The sequence below is a fragment of the Arthrobacter sp. MDT2-16 genome, from assembly GCF_054510925.1.
The window spans coordinates 1-16590 of record NZ_JBTNDP010000016.1 but is presented as its reverse complement, the minus strand read 5'-3'; the positions used below and the strand labels follow the sequence as shown (position 1 = coordinate 16590).

General features: G+C 61.6%; 17 protein-coding genes and 1 pseudogene. 10 read left to right on the top strand and 8 right to left on the bottom strand.

Annotation, left to right across the window (positions count from 1 at the left end; translation table 11 throughout):
* Positions 1–406: 406 nt before the first annotated feature.
* Complete coding sequence (locus tag ACX80N_RS17560; RefSeq protein ID WP_459340431.1) at positions 407–1204, bottom strand: amidase; 798 nt, start codon at positions 1202–1204, stop codon at positions 407–409.
* A 150-nt stretch (positions 1205–1354) separates the two neighbouring features.
* Here ACX80N_RS17560 and ACX80N_RS17555 point away from each other — a divergent pair, with 150 nt between their 5' ends.
* Positions 1355–1729 carry a hypothetical protein gene (locus ACX80N_RS17555; protein WP_459340430.1) on the top strand — a complete coding sequence of 125 codons (375 nt, stop codon included), beginning with the start codon at positions 1355–1357 and terminating at the stop codon, positions 1727–1729.
* Here ACX80N_RS17555 and ACX80N_RS17550 read toward each other — a convergent pair.
* The 3 genes from ACX80N_RS17550 to ACX80N_RS17540 all read right to left on the bottom strand — a co-directional run bounded on the left by ACX80N_RS17550 (position 1724) and on the right by ACX80N_RS17540 (position 4872).
* Positions 1724–2497 (bottom strand): hypothetical protein, encoded by a 774-nt coding sequence (locus ACX80N_RS17550; protein WP_459340429.1) that lies wholly within the window; start codon positions 2495–2497, stop codon positions 1724–1726. The two genes, ACX80N_RS17555 and ACX80N_RS17550, sit on opposite strands and share 6 nt — an antisense overlap.
* 193 nt (positions 2498–2690) lie before the next feature.
* On the bottom strand, positions 2691–2954 hold the full coding sequence (locus tag ACX80N_RS17545; protein WP_459340428.1) for a hypothetical protein: 264 nt from the start codon (positions 2952–2954) through the stop codon (positions 2691–2693).
* Positions 2955–3663: 709 nt separating this feature from the next.
* Complete coding sequence (locus tag ACX80N_RS17540) at positions 3664–4872, bottom strand: FAD-dependent monooxygenase (protein WP_459340427.1); 1209 nt, start codon at positions 4870–4872, stop codon at positions 3664–3666.
* A 58-nt stretch (positions 4873–4930) separates the two neighbouring features.
* Here ACX80N_RS17540 and ACX80N_RS17535 point away from each other — a divergent pair, with 58 nt between their 5' ends.
* Entirely contained in the window at positions 4931–5446 is a 516-nt protein-coding gene (locus ACX80N_RS17535; RefSeq protein ID WP_459340426.1) for a MarR family winged helix-turn-helix transcriptional regulator, read from the top strand.
* 709 nt (positions 5447–6155) lie between these two features.
* Positions 6156–7514 (top strand): DUF4041 domain-containing protein, encoded by a 1359-nt coding sequence (locus tag ACX80N_RS17530; RefSeq protein WP_459340425.1) that lies wholly within the window; start codon positions 6156–6158, stop codon positions 7512–7514.
* A gap of 271 nt (positions 7515–7785) precedes the next feature.
* Here ACX80N_RS17530 and ACX80N_RS17525 read toward each other — a convergent pair whose 3' ends face one another.
* Entirely contained in the window at positions 7786–8280 is a 495-nt protein-coding gene (locus ACX80N_RS17525; RefSeq protein ID WP_459340424.1) for an SRPBCC family protein, read from the bottom strand.
* Positions 8281–8609: 329 nt separating this feature from the next.
* Here ACX80N_RS17525 and ACX80N_RS17520 point away from each other — a divergent pair, with 329 nt between their 5' ends.
* Positions 8610–9230 carry a recombinase family protein gene (locus ACX80N_RS17520; protein ID WP_459340423.1) on the top strand — a complete coding sequence of 207 codons (621 nt, stop codon included), beginning with the start codon at positions 8610–8612 and terminating at the stop codon, positions 9228–9230.
* Positions 9231–9296: 66 nt separating this feature from the next.
* Here ACX80N_RS17520 and ACX80N_RS17515 read toward each other — a convergent pair whose 3' ends face one another.
* Complete coding sequence (locus ACX80N_RS17515) at positions 9297–9557, bottom strand: hypothetical protein (protein WP_459340422.1); 261 nt, start codon at positions 9555–9557, stop codon at positions 9297–9299.
* Positions 9558–10808: 1251 nt separating this feature from the next.
* Entirely contained in the window at positions 10809–11777 is a 969-nt protein-coding gene (locus tag ACX80N_RS17510; protein ID WP_459340434.1) for a TIGR03885 family FMN-dependent LLM class oxidoreductase, read from the bottom strand.
* A gap of 215 nt (positions 11778–11992) precedes the next feature.
* Here ACX80N_RS17510 and ACX80N_RS17505 point away from each other — a divergent pair.
* Together ACX80N_RS17505 and ACX80N_RS17500 are read left to right on the top strand one after the other, a co-directional pair.
* Positions 11993–12116: pseudogene (locus tag ACX80N_RS17505) on the top strand (transposase); the annotation flags it as partial.
* Positions 12117–12188: 72 nt separating this feature from the next.
* On the top strand, positions 12189–12410 hold the full coding sequence (locus ACX80N_RS17500; RefSeq protein ID WP_459340433.1) for an ANTAR domain-containing protein: 222 nt from the start codon (positions 12189–12191) through the stop codon (positions 12408–12410).
* 105 nt (positions 12411–12515) lie between these two features.
* Here ACX80N_RS17500 and ACX80N_RS17495 read toward each other — a convergent pair whose 3' ends face one another.
* A complete protein-coding gene (locus tag ACX80N_RS17495) occupies positions 12516–13304 on the bottom strand; it encodes a GAF and ANTAR domain-containing protein (protein WP_459340432.1) in 789 nt (262 codons plus the stop codon).
* A gap of 679 nt (positions 13305–13983) precedes the next feature.
* Here ACX80N_RS17495 and ACX80N_RS17490 point away from each other — a divergent pair.
* From ACX80N_RS17490 to ACX80N_RS17475, 4 genes are all read left to right on the top strand, one after another.
* Positions 13984–14163 carry an LPXTG cell wall anchor domain-containing protein gene (locus ACX80N_RS17490; RefSeq protein WP_459340421.1) on the top strand — a complete coding sequence of 60 codons (180 nt, stop codon included), beginning with the start codon at positions 13984–13986 and terminating at the stop codon, positions 14161–14163.
* A gap of 336 nt (positions 14164–14499) precedes the next feature.
* Positions 14500–15045 carry a GAF domain-containing protein gene (locus ACX80N_RS17485; RefSeq protein ID WP_459340420.1) on the top strand — a complete coding sequence of 182 codons (546 nt, stop codon included), beginning with the start codon at positions 14500–14502 and terminating at the stop codon, positions 15043–15045.
* 5 nt (positions 15046–15050) lie between these two features.
* Entirely contained in the window at positions 15051–15491 is a 441-nt protein-coding gene (locus ACX80N_RS17480) for a DUF7793 family protein (RefSeq protein ID WP_459340419.1), read from the top strand.
* Positions 15492–16049: 558 nt separating this feature from the next.
* The coding region (locus ACX80N_RS17475) for a PhzF family phenazine biosynthesis isomerase (protein WP_459340418.1) at positions 16050–16590 on the top strand (541 nt) is incomplete at its 3' end.

Here is a 16590-nt window from a genome sequence, read left to right as displayed (position 1 = left end):
TGAAGTGCTGTGAGGCCGTTTGGCGCGATTCCCCTTTGGGTTTTTTCTTGGGTTTCCCGGACCTCCTGCGAAGGTTCCCTGCCAGCAGGGCGGATCAGTGGCCGGGATAGGCGAAGCCCGGGGATCGGCCTCCGCCAGTGCCTTGCCCGGTACTGGTAGGGCGGAGGTTGCTGCCGTGGCCCGGTGCTGTGTGCGTGTAGCGACCAGTGCTTTCGGGGAAAGGTCTCGCGGAGGTGTAAGTACCCGGGGTTGAGGCGCGCGTCCCGGTGTATGTGCCCGTTCCGGTTCCGGCCCGTGACCCTGAGGCGAGTGACCTTGAGCTGGTGGGTGCGGTTGAGACGTATTGGCCGTGGGGAGCTGGGTGCAGTGGCATGGTCTGTGATGCCTTCATGGTTTGTGGGGTCTCCTAGATTCCGGGGTGGAGGTCGCGGACCGGGCTGGTGGACTCGAGCAGCGAGGCGACGCGAAGGACGGTGGATTCGCCATGCCAGGCACCGGCGATCTGGACGCCGATGGGCAATCCGTCGGTGCTGGTCCCGAACCTCATCGACAGTGCGGGCATGCCGGTGATGTTGAACTGTACGGTGAAGGTTTGGATGTGGGTGGCGTCGACGGTCTGCCCGTCAATGACGAATTCGCTCACTCCGTGCTCGTGGGCGGGGATGGGCAGTACCGGCAGCAGGAGCGCGTCGAAGCGGGTGAAGTACTCCGCGTAGGCGTCGCGGATCCGTTCGAAGCCCTGCTCGGCGGCGATGTAGTCCTCCACGCTGGTGTCCGGGGTGGCGAGCATCGTCGTGGACATGGTGAACATCTGGTCCTCGTGGCCTGCTGTCGCGGCAGCCATTGCCGGCTTGAGTTCCATGACGTGCTGCAGGTTGAACAGCGCCAGCGGGTTATTCCGCTCCAGGGCCGGGATGCTGACCTCCTCGACGTGGGCGCCGGCGACGCGCAGAGATTCTGCTGCGTCCCGGACGGTCTGGGCGACCTGCGGATCGACCGGCCCGAGGCCGGAGTCCGTGAACCAGCCGATGCGCAGCTGCTCAATGGGAGTGGAGGCGTTACCTGTGTCGTAGTCGCGCGGGGTGATGGCGAAGCCGTCAGCGCCGTCGGGTCCGCTCATCACCGAGTACGCCAGTGCGACGTCGCGGACGGAGCGGGCCATGGGCCCGACGTGCCAGTCGCGGCGCGGAGCCCGTGGCCACACACCTGTCATCCTTCAGCGCGCCGATTGTCCGGCAGCCACACCACTTCCGTCGGAATGAACCGCGCACATCCCGCGTAGCGTGGGCGGGTAAAGCTGACTGTCACTTGAGCAACCTACCCACCGCCGCACACAACAAGAAGAGGCTCCTCAATGGACGTTATCTATGAATCGAGAGAAACCTTCTCTACTTCTACAACGATCCCTGAGGCGATCGCGGCGCTCGAGAGGAGCTTGAACGATGCCGGCTATAAAACACAAGCGACAGCCAGCTCGGTGACGGCATCTACTGGCTCTAATCTTGCAGTGAGGCTGTGGGGAACAAGCCTCCCGTGGGGGCAAAAAAACGTTCCGGTCGCTATGACGGTGTCCTTCTCCTCGACGCCGACAGGCACCACCGCCGAAGCACACGCGCATGACAAGCTCGGCTGGTTCATCGACGCTAAGACAAATCATGTCTTTAGAGAAGAAGCACCGAGGAAGATCGCTGACCTGATTGAGATTGCACGACGATCACTTAAATCATGATTTATGAAGCAGTAGCCGATCCCTCGGCGGGAATGCCAACGGCCGGAGTTGGGGTGACTCCTCATGCCGCCTCATGTGTTCCTGGGCAGCAGCATGCATGGTGCGGAACTTCTCGCCTGACTCCACGGCCGCAACGACAGCCGTGTCCTCATCACGCTGAAGTGCGTCGATGACGTCCTGGGGTAAGTCGTTCTCGCCGGCGAGGTACCACCGCGCGACAGGTGATCCCGAGCGCACGATCCGACGGGCGCGATCATGGTCCACCGGAAGACCCTCCGACGGAGTGTCGAGGCGCTCGATCTGGAAGTGCAGGTGCGGCGGCGAATTGTGACGTCCTGGCTGATACGCGGGACTGACGTTCAGCGAGATCCGGGCCGGACCGCCGCTCCACATGACCCAGTCAGGCCCAAGCCCGTTCCACTCTGCCCAGCGAGGGTCGTCCAGGGACCAGGTCGGCCAGCCGGGACTAACCCCGTGACGGGACACACCTGCGAGCCGATCGAGTCGTCGCGCAAGGTCCTGGCCTGCTGTGAAGATCGCTGCCGCGTCCTCGTCGGTCAGGAAGACCGCGAGATTTGGGGCGTGATCCGAAGAAATCAACGACCAGGACGGTTCATCAGGGCAATGCCAATGCCCTCCGTCGATTGAGCGGCTCCAACCTGTCGCACCGATCCCTGCTGCAAGGAAATCTGCGTCGGAGAGCAAATCTCCGCTTACCGCCGCGTGACTCAAAGACAGCACTTTGTCGAGAACCGCGTCGGTCGTCATCCCGCTAGTCAGTCAGCCAGCTCTCCACGTGTCAATGAGCTCACCGGAAGACGATCCATGTGGGACAGCAGGGATAGGGCATTGGTGAGACTTCAGGTGGAGCTTGGACCAGAAAGTGGAAAGGCAGCGTCCATACGGAGGCGTTTCCGTAGGTATGACCAGCTAATCGGTTTACTGGTGTGCCGGGGCGCTGCTACGACTCCGTAACCAGTGATGCGGGGAGGGGAAATCCCTCGGGGAGGGGCTCAACGTAGTTGTGCCGGTTTCCGATACCGACGAGCTCGAGGTTCCCCTTCGGTGTGCGTTCGTAGGCGTAGTAACGGCCCTTTGGGAGCTCTCCCAGCTCCGCGTCGGCGGGAATGTGTTGGCCTATTGGCGCGCCGGCGTGTTGGTAGGTCCACTCCAGTGGCCCACACAGTGCGAAGGTCTGGTTCGGGTACACGATCCCGAGTTCCATCACTAGCTGCATGTCCTTGTCAGTGACGGTTAGGATGTGCTGCCCTGTAGGAAGGGGTGGCCTGTTCTCGATCAGCGTCGGGTATTCCCCTTCTTTCCAGGCAGTGACGTGACCTCCGATTGCATCGCATGCAGGTACCGGCTCGATCGCAGCGCCACTGGGTGGGCGGCCGGCGACGGTGCATTGCCCGAGGAGTTGTCCTGTACTCGACTCATGTAGCTGCTGGTCCGCTTCCCATACAGCGGGGATGAGTTCTGAGCACTGGACGTGCGAGGGGGAGGGTTGGGTCGCTACTGGTTCAGTCGTTGCCAATGAGGGCGGAGACGCCGTGATCGCCGTGTACAAGACGGCATAACCGAAAATCGCGACGCCCGCAGCGGTCGCTAAGGTTCCGCGACGGTAAGCCCGGGGATTACTCGTGCCTTCGTGTTGAGGTTCGGCTGGCGTACGGCCGCCGTCATCACACAAACCAATGTCCTCAATTGGTGTTGCTTCATCCCCCATGATTCGACCTTACGGCCCAGCGCCCACCGGGCTCCTGGAGGCGCACCGTGTCCTACATCCGCCCAGCAACAAAGTTCGCTAAAGGATCGTCAACCGGACGACTCCGTGAGACCGCTCATGCAGGAAGCGAGAGCCCACACGACCGGGCCAGCACCGCTGTAGCAACCCCACTTCAGGTGTCTCCGCTCCCATCGGCCGACCTGCTCTACTCGAGGTGTGTATAGTCCGGGAGGTCGATCCGGTCAGCCGGCGGAGTGCTGAATCGGGCACCGAGTCTGCTCCCGACCGGAGTCGCGGCGAGCCGCACTGCGAAGCGGAACGCGGTGACGCCGGCCCGGGACTTCGGGTTCGCGATCCGCGGAGCCCCCGGCGGCAGCCGCTGCGCCTGGTCAACGTAGGGACGCATGATGCGCTCATAGCCGCGAAACGCGTCCCTGTGGTCGACGTGGGCGGCCACTTCACCGGCGAGCACGTAGGCGCCGGTGAGCGACAGGCTCGTGCCCATCCCACTGACCGGCGAAGCACAGTATGCGGCGTCCCCCGTCAAGGCGACGCGTCCACTCGACCAGCGCGGCGCATGAACCTGGCCGATCGACTCGAAGTACAGATCCTCGGCGTGATCGAATCCGTCGAGAACCCGACTCGCCTCCCACCCAGCATCTTCGAATTTCGCTCGGAGGCGTGCACGCTGCTCGTCGACGGATCGTCGTTCCGACCCGGTCCGCTTCTCGGGTCGATCAGTCACGAAAGACATCGCCGCCCGGATCGTGCCGTAAGCGTCCGGCCTGAGAGTGATGCTCCGCCCGCCCGGGGCGTTGAACCAGCGCCACCAGTCGTCGTCCGTATCGGTGCGCGGGACTGTCGCGTATGACGTTTCGAGTCCTAGCGAGCAGATCTCCGGCTCGTCGCCGAAAATGAGGCGGCGCGTGCTCGACCCGATTCCGTCCGCAGCGACCACCAAGTCGAACCGCTCCTTTGCTGCATGCTCGAACTCGACTGAGACGCCGTCGCTGCCATCCCTCAGCCCGGTGATCCGGTCCCCGAACCGGTACTCAGCATCGTGCGCCGTGCGGTCGACGAGGAGCTTCGCGAGATCGCCACGCAGGATCTCGAGCTCGGCGGTGGCGCCCTCGGAATCGGAGGTGCCCACCGGGAACTCGGCGATGATCGCGCCGTTCCGGCCGATGAACCGGGTGCCGACCTCGCCGGTCGTCGCGACCCGGATATCGCCCTCAAGCCCCATCCGCCGGGAGACCTCGCGGCCTGCGCCGCGGATGTCAACGTTCTGCCCGCCGATGCGCAGCTCGGGAGCACGCTCGACGACGGTGACCTCGTACCCGTACCGGTGCAGCCAATAGGCCAAAGCCGGTCCCGCAATGCTCGCCCCGGAGATGAGAACCCTACCTCTGAACATTTTACCTCAACCCTTTATTATCAATGAGGTTAGCAATCTACACGACTACTCTGGGGGGATGACAGAGGATCAGTCGCCATCGCAGCCCCAAGCCAGACGCTCGGACCGCATGGATCGAGTCCGGGCGAGGCGCGATGGAAGGCATTTTTCCGACGACGACATCCGAGCCCGTGTGCAACAGGTCGCCGTGCGCCAGCAGCGGTTCGAGCGACACCTGGCGAAGACACTTGCTGTCGACGCGATGGGGCTCCTAGCCCTTGACCATCTGATCACGATCGAGTCGGCGACCCCGACCGAGTTGGCGCGGCGCCTTGAGATCTCGACGGCCGCAATGACTCTCGTGCTGAACCGCCTTGAAGCCGCAGGTCATGTGCATCGTGACGGACACCCCAGCGACCGGCGCAAGGTGGTAGTTACGGCAGCGACACAGTCCTCCGACCGCGCTCAAGAACTCGTCCTCCCCTTGATCGAAGGCGTCGAACACCTCATCTCCGACATGGACGCCTCCGAACGCCGGATCGTGCAGAACTTCCTCGACCGACTCGTCGACATCTACGACGACGCGCTCAAGTAGTACGGCTCAAGAAGTCACTGCACCATCCGGTAGCCGGTTGCCCTACGCCCCTGCAGGCTTCCTTGCGCATTCCCGCAGACGACAATGAGAACCGCCGAACCTGTCGACCGCGTCAGACCACGCGAGGGACGTTTACCCGGGACGATGAGAACGGGCGCACGGGTACCACAAGTGAAACTGCGCTCCTGGCTGCTTGCTCACCGATGGTGTCTCGAAAACCTAAAGCTTTGTAGGACACCCAGACAGGCCCAGCACGAAGCGACCCCTCCCCCGGAATCACAGGCCTTCTTCTGTCTTAGAAACTTGTCTCGTCGTGTTTGTCTCAAAAGTCCTCGTAGTTGGGATCCGTAAGGCAGGCGGATGGAATGTGGCAGCTCGGATAGACCAGAGCCAGTACGTCGGGCAGGACACACGGTTGCAGCTCGACGCTTTAAGCGCCGCCGGTGTCAGGCGTGGTTACCTTATGCGCTCCTTGCCGGCGGAACTTGGGCGATGAGTGACGGTAGGACCTGTTACGGTTCGGGCATCATTACTGAAATCTGGGGGAACTATGTCTGACTTCTCAACGGGTCCATCACCCGCACCCTCTAAGCCGAACAAGCGGCCAGCAGGCTTCGCACTTCATGTCTGGTTGGCGTGCGCGTTACTTTTCATAATCGCGCTCATACCCACCCAAGGATTTGTCTTCAGCCTGTTGCCTGCCGCAGGCGTGGTGTGGATCATCCTGGACATCCTGAAGCAGTACCGAAAAGCCTTCGGCGTTTCCGCCGAATCAACCAACGTAAGCGTCGAAAACATCTATCGGACAAACATGGGCGCTCCTCCCGTCCCAGCGAAGGGACTCAAGCAGTACGCCGATGAGGTGTATCTGGCCAACGCACAGATGCTTACCGACCTCAATCGGTATGGCGTTATGGACAGCTTGGCAAAGGAACGCCACGACAAGGAACTGGCCGCAAGTATCGCCAGAGCAAAGCAGGATCTGTCGGCAGCCGAGGCCGAGCTCACCGCCGTACAGAACGAGGTACTGGACGTACGGCAGGTAGCAGACCGCCATAACGTCGGGTTCTACGACTATGAACACCCGGCCGAGACGTCCGTGAAGCTGGCCAACGAACTAGCAGCCGTCCGGGCTCAGATCAAAAACAAGCTTCGTGAGAAGACCGCTGTGACCACGGTGTCCGGGTTCACGTTCAACGGATCTACCCGAGAGGGAGACAAGTTCGTCCGAGACCTTTCTGCGCTGCTTCTACGGGCCTACAACGCTGAGGCTGAGAACTGCGTGAAGACCGTAAAGGCAGGGAACCTCGACACAGCTCGCGCCCGACTCGAGAAATCACGGGAACAGATAGCAAAGCGGGGAACCATGATCGGGCTGCAAATTACTAGCGCCTTCCACCGACTCCGGGAGAAGGAACTGGAGCTAGCCGCTCGGCATCTCGAAGCGCTAGCAATACAGAAGCAGCTTGAGGCTGAGGCGCGCGCCGAGGCTCGAGAAACAGCCAAAGCGCAACGCGAATGGGAGGCTCTTAAGGCAAAGCAGAAGAAGGAGGTGGATCACTACTCGAACGTCCTCGCTCAACTGCAGGCCTCCGGTGACCTAGAAGGTGTCCAACGGGTTCAGGAGCAGCTTGACGAGGCTGAAGCGAAACTCGCCGACGCTGAAGACAACGCCCTCAACACGCGAGCCGGCTACGTCTATGTCATTTCCAACCTCGGAGCCTTCGGCGACGGTGTCGTCAAGATCGGTATGACACGGCGCCTGAACCCAATGGAGCGAGTACGTGAACTCGGGGACGCCTCGGTGCCCTTCCTCTTCGACGTTCATGCCCTCTTCTTCTCGAAAGACGCCGTCGGTATCGAAACGATGCTGCACCAATACTTCGCAAGCCGTCGCGTCAATCTCGTGAACCTGCGCCGTGAATACTTCTACGCGACACCATCAGCTGTCCGAGACGCCCTCATCGAGCATCAGGTCGAGCTCGTCGAATACCAGGAAGCTGCGCCAGCGGAGGAGTTCAGCACTTCCAACGAGCTACGGAAAGCAACCCAGCTCACCAACGCCTAGCGCAGCAGGTAGCAGGGTGCGACCTGAGTGTCGCACCCTGCCACTTTGCGTGTCTCGCAACCCATGGGTTGCAAGACAAAATGACGAGACATCTCATCGTTTCTAGAGTTAGTCACGGAATCAGCGGCAGTCAGTAGAGGTTCGAGATCGAGGATTGGGACACTACGTCGCGCGTGCGTTCCCACATCGAACCGATCTACGCCGTACTGCGACTTTTGGCACTCAAGGCGTTGGCGATTTCCCAAGTTCTTAGATCAAACGACATCAGCAGCTAGGGGTCGGGGGCTCCGGACTGTGCCTGCTCCGCGATGGCTCGGAGCCGTTGAAGGCTTTCCTCAATGCCGTCATGCAGAGTCTTCCGACGGTTCCTGTCACGACCGAAGCCGCTCACGATGACCCATCCGGCCCGGGTAATGGGCCGCACTACTTCGTACGACTCAATTACGCGGGTTCCACCCTTTTCGGGATCGAACCTGTAGCGCCAGTGCACAGTGCCGCAGAGTGGTTCGGTGCGGGCGAAAGCAAACTCCCTGCCGGGCAGCACCGCCGTGACGATTGGCTTGTTGCTCCATCCGAATTTCCCGATTTTGTTCTGTGCCTTGAACCGGGCACCCAACGCGGGCCCAACAGCCCCACCGAGCCACACGCAGGAGGCTACCTCTGGGCTGTATTCCGGCGTCCTAGTCACGTCGGCCACGATGTCGTAGACGTCCTGGGGTGGAGCATCGACGTGGATACTCAATTCATCCCGGTCCAGAGTTTGCATCAGAATGCCTCCCTGTAAGCCACGCCTTTCCTACCGGAACGGTGTGGCTTACAGGATCACCCCGACGCCCGAGTGAGTCAATCCCTAGTGTGCTCACACCCCGTGCGAATCTTGACTGATGGTCAACCTTTGTCCGTACTTTCTCGGCTCGCCGTAGACCGTCTTGCAACCCGTGGGTTGCAAAATACTCTAACGAGACACTGCCACTCCCCTGCTACTACAGCTCCTTTTATGTCTTGCTACCCTGTCTCCTAAGCAGGGGTGCCGTTTCGTGACGAACTGATTGGTTCCGAGACACTAGGGGGAGTAATTAATGCGCTGGGAGGGGCATGAGCAAGCTGATCGGGTATGCAAGGGTTTCCACGAGAGCGCAGGACACCGATCGGCAGCTCGCTGATCTGCTTGCCGCCGGTGTCCGTCGCGATGACCTCTATATCGATCACGGAGTCAGTGGCGCTCATGCCCGGCACCCCCAGTTCGATAAAGCGCTTGAGGCTGTTCATCAGGATGACACCCTGATCGTGACGACCCTCGACCGGCTGGGACGGTCGACGTCGAACATGCTCGCCCTGGCCGAGGAGCTGCGGGCGCAGAAGGTGAATCTTCGGGTCCTGAACCTGGGCGGTGGGAACGTCGACACGGGTACACCGATGGGTTCCATGGTCTTCACCGTCATGGCTGCCCTGGCGCAGATGGAACTGGAGATCAAAGGTGAACGCGTCAACGACTCCAACACAAAGCGCCGTGATGCCGGCATGGACCTCGGCGGTCGACGTCCGATCTTCTCCGACAGTCAGATTGCCAACGCCCGCCGGCTCATCGAACAGGGCCAACCCGCATCCCACGTGGCCCGCGACCTCGGAATGTCACGCGCGACCCTGTACCGCCGCATAGCGAACCTCGACGCACGTCAATGGCTTACCGCGCATCCACACGCGACCGGCGACTAGATCGCGATGTGGATCTCCTCGCCCTTCAAGACCCTATGTACCGAGCAGTCCTAGCGGCACGTCGAGCTAGCGGCGGGCACGCGTTTGGACGTAGCGGTTCAGAAGATCATTGATCGCCAGGATCGCGATGATGATCGACACGGCGACAGCCGCGAGCATCATGTAGAGCCCGGTCAGCATCGCCATAGGGGAGCTCGCAATGGCCAGGTAACCCACGCCGCCGACTAACCCGACGAGCCAGAACGCTGCCACGCCGAGCAACGCAATGACCGACGGCAGAGCTGCCTTGTTATCTCGAAACCACTGCAGTCTGCGGCGTGTTCTCATCCCCCTGAAACCCATACCCAAGTCTCCGGGGCAGAAGCAGCGAAAACCGCCTGACAACACGTACCGAATCGGTCACACTTGGCCGGCCGGCAACCCTCACCAGCCACGCCTACATCCGTATCCGTATCTGAATCTGAATCTGAATCTGAATCTGACACGAGCCGAAGAGAACAGGGGGCTCTTCTCTCGCATCCTGACCACAGGTGCACGGCACAAGCTCCCCCACGTTGACGCTGCTTGTCCCGCACACAGATGGACAGCAGGAACCAAAAAACCCACCTGCGCACACCCACCACCATCACCGACACCGGAAAACTCACCTCAAGCGAGCGGTGGACGTGCACAGCCTCCTCAGTGCCCTGCATGGGTCCGACCCAGCACCGAAATCTGACTGTCCATACGGGTCATCCACCTGTGGGCGGGTGGAGCCCGAGGGGTGGAGCTCAAAGCCGTCCACCTGTAGGTGAACCGCCATGCAAAACCAGCAGACCACCCAACGTCCAGTCCGGTTCAGGCGGTAGCCGGTCCAGGAAAGCATCCCAGTGTGGCTGTTAGCGTCGGATGATGGAACAAGGACGTTCACATAGCCAGGACAGCGATGCCATGCCTTCACCGGAAGAGTTTGTCGCAGCGACGAAGCGAGCATTCGCAAAGTGCCCGAAGATCAGTGGGCTGCGTCTGGTGAGTGCCGAAACCCACCATGGCTTTCTGACTGCGCAATTTGAGGGACCTGTCGGGGACTTCCGCGGACCTTACGGAGTCATCGTTCGACTACCCCCGACCAGACGGGACTGTCTGTGGGTCGAGCACGCGGGCGCCGGAGGGACCGTCGATGACTGGGCTCACGCCGGAGTCGCGATGAGGGCACTCCATGCCCACACAAGCCTTCGCCTTGAGACCCGCGGCTACAGCCCTGACGGCGTTTGGTGGGTTATCCAAGATGCTCCAGCCATAGAACAACCATGACGACCAATCACTTCTTTTGATCCCAAGCACGGCTCTTGGCTGACAGCAGCCTCCCGTCCCCTCGGGCCAGCAAAGGTACTTTCTCTACTTTTTTGAGAACGCACCAGCTGACGCGGCGGAGGGCTTCAGCGGTGTTGATGGCGATGATGGATTTCTTTGCAGCCCTCTGACCCTCCCGGGCTACCCTCCATCGGGCCCTGACCGGCGGTAATTTCGATTCGAAGCGGCGATGTTCAAGCAGGCCTTCGAGAACCTGGATCCGCGTAGGTAGGAGGGTGCGGCTTTCTAGGTGCCGCGAAGTTGGGGTAGGACCTTCGTGCCGAAGGTCTCAATGAAGGGGCGTTGGTGTTGGCCGACGTGGTGCAGGTACAACTCGTCGAAGCCGAGGTCGGCGTATTCCTGGAGCCATTGGGCATGTTGGTTTGGGTCGGCGGAGATGTTGACGGTTTCACCGACCTGATCCAAGGAGACGTTCTCTTTCTCGGCGTACTCATCGAATTGCTGTGCAGTAGCGATCTCCCACGCCATAGGGGGACCGACGGAGTTGGTACGCCACTGGTCCATGGCGATCGAAGCCGCCTCTTCCTCCGTAGGAGCCCAGCTGAGGTGAACCTGCAGGACCGCTTTGCCGGTGCCCCCTTCATCCCGATACGCGCCTAGAAGTTCCTTGAGCTGCTCATGAGGCTGATTGGTCGTGATGAAACCGTCCGCCCACCTCGCTGCCCGACGCGCTGTCTCAACGGACATCACCGGCCCGAGCAGAGCCGGCGGAATTTTTGGGGCGTCCCAGAGCCGGGCCCTGTCGACCGTCACCACCCCTTGATGGGTCACTTCCCGGCCTGCGTGCAGGCGCCGGATGATATCGACGCATTCCTCAAGCCGCTGTTGCCTCACTGCCTTATCGGGCCACGGGTCGCCGGTGATGTGCTCGTTCATGTTCTGCCCGCTACCCAACGCCATCCAGAAACGTTCCGGGAACATGCTCGCCAAAGTGGCTGAGGCCTGAGCGGTGATCGCAGGGTGGTATCGCTGACCGGGCGCAGAAACCACACCAAACCGCAGACCGGTGGTAGCCAGGGCAGCACCAAGCCACGCCCAGGCGAAACCGGCGTGTCCCTGCGTCAGGGACCAAGGCTCGAAATGATCCGAACACATCGCCGCTTGGAATCCCGCAGACTCCGCCAACTGAACATCCATCAAAAGCTGAGCCGGCGAAATCTGCTCATGCGAAGCATGGAACCCAACAACACTCACCATCAACCTCCATCCTCCCGAAGAGACCACCACGGCCACGAACCTGCCACACACAGAGACACTCAACCTACGACAGATCAGAGCACCAACGTCGTAACAATGGCCTCCTCTCCCGCATCACCGGCAAGGCCCTCCATCATGTACGGCAGGGACTGCTGAGGGTTCGGTTTCCATCTAGCCTGTGAGGATTGTGTCCTCGTGGAAGGATGGCCATCATGGCAAAGCCGTATCCGGAAGAGTTCCGCCGTGACGTTGTGTCCGTCGCACGGAAACACGAAGCTCCACTGGCTCAGATCGCGAAGGGTTTCGGGATCAGCGAGGGCACCCTGAACAACTGGCTGAAGCGCGCCGACGTCGAGGACGGGGTGCGACTCCCACCGGCTCGCCCACGAAGCCGTTGCCGCCTCCGCCCTGCACCGGGCCGTCATCGAGCAGGCCAAAGGCATCCTCATGGGCCGGACAGGCCTGAACGCCGCCGAGGCCTTCCAACGAATCAGCCAGTACAGCCAACGCAACAACCGCAAGGTCGTCGTCGTTTCCCAGGAAATCATCGACCGGGCCGTCACCCTGACCCGCCAGACCCAGCACCAGTCCAGCGACCATGCCCTCCTGGACCCCTTCACCGCCCTCTAACCGCTCTCCAATCGACCGCACTCCCACCAGCGCAGAGCACACAAGGTAAGACCTGCCCGGTCTCTCACTCGATCACAGGGTGATGTCCTAGGCGGGGTTGTAGTCCTACCCTGCGTTGCCTTGCTGGCCTTTGGTGTGAGTGGCGAGGTGTCCGGTGAGGACCAGTTCCTCGGCGATGTCGGTGAGTTTGCGGTTCGTAGTGGTCGCAGCGGCGGTCAGCAGGACGAAGGCCTCATGGGTGGAGAGTTTGTAGCGTTCCATCAGAACCCCTTTCGCCTGGCCGATCAGATCCCGGTTCACTAAGGCATCGGTGAGCCCAGTAATTTCCTTGGCGTCCGCCAAAGCGATTGCCGCGTGCGTGGCCACCAGGACCGCGACCTGCTCGCACTCCTCCTCGAAGACCCCCACCTCGGCCCCGTACAGGTTCAACGCACCCAGGCCCCTGCCTCTGTCCCGGTTCTCGAGGAAGAACTGGACCGAGAGCATGCTCCTGGCCCCCGCCTCCCACGCCCGGTGCGCGAACCGCGGCCACCGCAACTCACGGCTCAGGTCAGGAACCCGGACGATCTGCTCCCTGTATGCCGCGTCCAGGCAGGGTCCCTGCCCGGTCTGCGTCTGGATGGCATCCACCACCCGCGGCAACTCACCGGATGCTGCCCGGGACTCCACCTGCTGCCGGGCCTTCACCATACTGATCGACGCCGACTCGGCCCGCGGGAGCAGCCTCAACGCCGTCCGCACGATCTCATCCAATGTCTCCTCGACACCGGTATGGCCGTGCAGGTCCCGGGCCAGCTGCCCCAGCTGACCTGCAAGTCCTTCCGCGTCCGCCCGCCGCACACCGGTCGCTAGCTGGGCTTCTTCGCGCTCACTCATACCAACCACCCCGCTCATGATCACGAACCTCAACCCTCCCACCCACATCCGGTAAGGGCCAGAGCGCGCTCTGTCGCTCCTTACTCGGCGGACGGACATGGCACGTGCGGCGTTGTGGGGCTGGCAGTTGCAGCGCATCGCATCGGTGCACACTTGGCTGGCCCATGGGGGAATACGGTCGGAGTCTCTCGGTTTGGGTTTCCCGCTGGTTGCTGTCCTACTGGGAAGTACGCCGATATGTCCGATAGCGGGCACGGTGTGGGTAGAGGCGGCACGGATCCGGTGTAAACACCCGTATCCCTGCTGCCTCGCTCTAAGGCCACGTATCAACAGCACCTCGTACCCGGCAGAAAACCAGCATTGAAACAGATACGCCTCCGGCGTCGCTGGACATGCGTTTAGTGTTCCTCCGAGTGCCGGCTGCTTGACGACCCGAAAGAACTCCCACTCCCGTGCCAGAGGCTCGTCGGTGTATCCGGATCAGCCCCCGGCATCGAGGCCGGGATCGTTCAGAGTGAAACCAGTATGAGCCTCACCCGCTCAAGAACGCCTCATTATTTGCATCACATCCACCGGTCAGATCGAACGGCAGCACCATCGACGGCGGGACGGACGGTGCTTCGATTGAACGCTGGACGTCACGGGCGCCGACCTCGTCCCGGTCACCGGCCCTGCCACCGCGCCTGGCACGCTCTCCGTGGCGAGCAGTGGCGTGAAGGTCACCGCGGCTGCCGATGCAGCAGCCACGACCGCTGTACCGAAGTCCCTGGCCTCCACGGGGTTCGCTGAGCAGCAGCTCCTTCTGCTCAGCTCGCTCCTGCTCCTCGCCGGAGTGGGCGGCCTGCTGGCTGCTCGCCGCCAGGAGGCGCGTGCCTAGCGCCGGTTGACGCGACACGACAAAGGACGAGCCCCCGCAGCACACGCTGCGAGGGCTCGTCCTTCGTCGTGCCGCGGTGGGTCAGGCGGCGTCGTTCAGAGTGTCACGGCGGAGGCTTCCTTAAGAGATCGCCGTTCTCTCCCTTCCCGGTTTGTGTGGAATGTCATGGGAAAACTGATCAGTATGCTTGATTTCGATTGAGCTTCTGCCGTCACACTGGGAGAAGGATGGTGCCGCTGGGGCGCTACCTCGGTGAAGGTGGATGTGGATAGTTCTGACGCAGGCGTGACAAGTGAGCAATGGGGCCGGACCAGCCCCGGACCGGAGTCCGCATCCGTGGGGACGGTTAAAAGTTCGTCCGAGGAACGTCGGCTCACGCGGGCAGCCGAGGCCGCTGAGCATCAGCGCCGCCGCGCCCTGCAAAGGCTGGGCCTGCTTGATTCCGGTGATGAAGAGCGCTTTGACCGCATCACCCGCAAAGCACAACACCACTTCGACGTGAGCTCGGCGACCATCTCCTTGATCACCGACGACCAGCAGTACTTGAAATCCTTCGTCGGACCGCTCCGCCGGCACGTGGAGCGGAGCATCGCGTTCTGCAACGTGACCATCCAGCACGAGGAGCCTTTGATTATCAACGACACCCTCACCGATCCACGGTTCCGTGCCAACCCCTTGGTCGTTGCCGAACCCTTCATCCGGTTCTACGCCGGTGTGCCATTGCGCGGACCTGGTGGATGGTTCGTCGGGAGCTTCTGCGTTCTGGACCAGGACGCCCGCGACTTCTCCTACGACGACCGGCAGAAGCTCCTTAACCTCGCCGCGGAGGCCGAACTCGAACTCAATCACCACACGACTACTGACGTCCGATTGGTGCGTTAGTTCCCATGGCACATCCAGGCGACACGAACGAGCAACAGATGACGAGGACCACAGCGGCTGAAAACAAAGCCAGGATTGCCACGCTCTACCCAGCCTTAGTTCGCCTTACCTGGGCTCCAGACACCAGGATCAGTACACACGATGCGCATGATGTCCTTCAGCGAAGCGCCGCCCTCGTCAATAACGTGCCCTACTCGATCCTTATCGACATGTGCGGGATCAACACCATGACCCTCAACGCTCGCGCGACCTTTGCCTCCGACTCCCGGGTCCTGGCCGCGGCGTTCCTCGGCTCCGGACCCATGGACAGAGTCCTCGCCGCAGGATACGCACAAGGACACCACCCGACGCAGTTCTTCACTTCCGAATTCGAAGCCATCACATGGCTCCTGACCCACCAACCAGAAAGCAACACTCGCCTACCCACAGACACCGACTCGCCCTAACGCATCTCGTAAATCTAAACTCTTCTAAAGCACCAAGTCGGGTTGTCCATCGCGTAACTACTCCTCCGGAAGCACCGGCCTCGCTTTGTCTCGTTCACTGCGGTTCGTCTTGGATGTGCTGTTTGCCGGGGTTCGTGAGTCAGAAGGCAGGCTGAAGGATCGCGGATACACCATGGTCAGCACGTCAAGCCATCGGGCGTAGCTCAGCAGGGGTGCGCACCGCAGCCTAAGAGCGAGTGAGCCATGCATCTAGATTGTCGGCGGTATCCCTTATTGTCCGTGCATGGTCTCTCAAGCTGTCGAAATAGTTGTTTCTTGGTCCGCTACTCCCATCGGGCAGCCCGTGATGATCAGCGTCATCACCGTCTGCGTGCTCGGTGTCGTGCGGGCAGTAGGCGTTGGGTAGTCAGGTTCATCAAGGATGTGCCTGCGAAGATCGAACGCCGGTTCACCCGAAGCCAGTCATGGTTGTAATGGGATAAACCACTCCAACGGATGCCCGCACACCGGGCCCCACCGTGGCCCTGCCATGTGTCCGCTAGTTACTACGCTGGTGGGATGACGACAGATGTTTCCTCCCTCGGTGGCGTTTTGCGCTATGCGGCGTTCACGACCGATCCTGCTGGCGGCAACCCGGCAGGAGTAGTACTCGATGCATCCGCCCTGGACGCGCACGAGATGCAGGCGATTGCGACGTCCATCGGCTACGCAGAGACAGCTTTCGTGGTCGCCGACCACTCCCCTGAAGGCGGAGCGCGAGAGGTCCGCTACTTCTCCCCCCTGGCCGAGGTCCCGTTCTGTGGACATGCAACCATCGCCACAGCCATCGCTCTCGCTGAACGCCTGGGCGCCCAGGCCTTCCGCTTCGCCACAAGCGTCGGAGACATCGTCATCAACACCACCCGCACACTGGAAGGTGACCTGACAGCTGCGTTCACGAGCGTCGAACCCCAGCTCCGCGACTTCGAACCCGGAGTCCTCGAGGAACACTGCGTCTTCTCGGGCTCACCTTCAGCGACCTGCATTTCCGCTACCCGGCCATGGAAGCCTTCGCCGGCAACTGGCATCCCGTACTCGTCCTCGCACACCCAGAGGACTT

Excerpts from the sequence above, each read along its gene's own strand:
- ACX80N_RS17555 (WP_459340430.1), top strand. The coding sequence starts at position 1,355 with ATGGACGTTATCTATGAATCGAGAGAAACCTTCTCTACTTCTACAACG.
- ACX80N_RS17550 (WP_459340429.1), bottom strand. The coding sequence starts at position 2,497 with ATGACGACCGACGCGGTTCTCGACAAAGTGCTGTCTTTGAGTCACGCG.
- ACX80N_RS17545 (WP_459340428.1), bottom strand. The coding sequence starts at position 2,954 with ATGGAACTCGGGATCGTGTACCCGAACCAGACCTTCGCACTGTGTGGG.
- ACX80N_RS17540 (WP_459340427.1), bottom strand. The coding sequence starts at position 4,872 with ATGTTCAGAGGTAGGGTTCTCATCTCCGGGGCGAGCATTGCGGGACCG.
- ACX80N_RS17535 (WP_459340426.1), top strand. The coding sequence starts at position 4,931 with ATGACAGAGGATCAGTCGCCATCGCAGCCCCAAGCCAGACGCTCGGAC.
- ACX80N_RS17525 (WP_459340424.1), bottom strand. The coding sequence starts at position 8,280 with ATGCAAACTCTGGACCGGGATGAATTGAGTATCCACGTCGATGCTCCA.
- ACX80N_RS17520 (WP_459340423.1), top strand. The coding sequence starts at position 8,610 with ATGAGCAAGCTGATCGGGTATGCAAGGGTTTCCACGAGAGCGCAGGAC.
- ACX80N_RS17515 (WP_459340422.1), bottom strand. The coding sequence starts at position 9,557 with ATGAGAACACGCCGCAGACTGCAGTGGTTTCGAGATAACAAGGCAGCT.
- ACX80N_RS17495 (WP_459340432.1), bottom strand. The coding sequence starts at position 13,304 with ATGAGCGGGGTGGTTGGTATGAGTGAGCGCGAAGAAGCCCAGCTAGCG.
- ACX80N_RS17480 (WP_459340419.1), top strand. The coding sequence starts at position 15,051 with ATGGCACATCCAGGCGACACGAACGAGCAACAGATGACGAGGACCACA.